1 protein-coding gene is annotated in these 1,355 nt (G+C 49.2%); it reads left to right on the top strand.

Translation table 11 applies throughout. The features are described 5' to 3' along the window. The coding region (locus F591_RS32525; protein WP_211217641.1) for a hypothetical protein at window positions 1-538 on the top strand (538 nt) is incomplete at its 5' end. Between the last annotated feature and the right edge of the window lie 817 nt (window positions 539-1,355).

The raw sequence follows: 1,355 nt of genomic DNA, 5'->3' as shown, positions 1-1,355 counted from the left end.
GTTTTTCTATTTTGGCAAGCTGGCTATTCAACAGACCTTAAACCCGCTCTACAATTGGTTTTACATTGATTTTCTAGGTGCGAAAGTTGAGTTACAACAACAAGATAATTGCCGAGGCGACGAAAAGAGGCGGGGATTTGTTCGAGAACCGGGTCCTTATCTCATTGTGTGCATTCCTAATTTTTCATGGCAAAGCAGGAGGCGAAATTCCATGCCGTTGTTTACTTTCATTGCTTATTCCGCTCTGATCGTGGCCGTCGCGTCCTTCATTCTGGCTCTCATGGGGAAGCATCTGTTTTACTGGGCCGCCGCTGCCGGCATCTATGTATTCAGCTTCATCGCAGGCTTTTCGATCGGGCAGCTGACTGTCGGCCTCACTTTTGTTCCGCTGACGATGGCGATCGGCTATACGTTCGGATGGATCAAAAACCGGGCGCACCGCACCGCTTTTCTTTGTTTTGGCGCGCTGATCGGAGGGTTCCTGGTGCTGTATGCAGGCGACCTGTTGTTTTATCCGCTATTTCCGATTTTTGACTGAGATTGCCCCTGCCTCTCCGGTTTTCGGCCGCGCCCCGCGGACGTTGGGCGATGAATCCTGCAGAAAATACAACATTATCCCATCATTCGCAAATCAGAGCAGGAAATGTTGCATTTCGTGCAACAATTTGGGGGCGATTGGCTTCAAATCGAGGAACATCGCCCGAAATTTTGTATTTTCTACAACATTGACCTGCCAATGCGGTTCATTCCCCCGTTTTAGTTGTATAAATTACAACATTCGCTGATACGTCTACGGAGCCGGAGACCTCTTATACCCGCAAAGATTCTTTAGCCCGCCTGTTTGACCACTTGAATACGGGGATGCCGGGATGGGGGGGCCGTGGATCGGCTCGAAAGTTCAGCGTTTCAGCAGATTGGGGCACGGGCCCTGTTGGGCACGGCCCCTATCGAAAATCTAGCAAACCCATACGTTGAATGCTGATACTTCCTGTTTTTGGGAGGGCGTTCAGAAGCTCTCTTTCCTGCGCGCTCATGGAGGCTAAAAAGGTCAAACTGCCTTTCGATAGAGGAAGGCTTGAACAAGCACGAAATTCGATCTTATCCCTTAAAAAAATCAGCGAAACGCCAAAAAAAGAACGAATTTCGTTCTTATCTCGGTGAAATCGATCCGCTTTCGGGGTCAGCGGCTCGAATAAGGTCGTTTTTCGATCTGCTATGAACGTAAATGTCAAGCTCCACATGTTGAGCATAGGTGAGACCTGCATTTTTAAAATTTACGTGCGCTAAAGGAGCTCGGCACGGAGGCAAAATGTGAGCGACGGTCGGCACACTGCTATCCGTGGGTTGAAACCACA

Origin of the sequence: Paenibacillus ginsengihumi DSM 21568 (genome assembly GCF_000380965.1) — a bacterium.
Lineage (GTDB): Bacteria > Bacillota > Bacilli > Paenibacillales > NBRC-103111 > Paenibacillus_G > Paenibacillus_G ginsengihumi.
Note: the sequence above shows the minus strand (reverse complement) of the source record. Positions and strands in the feature narration are given on the sequence as shown.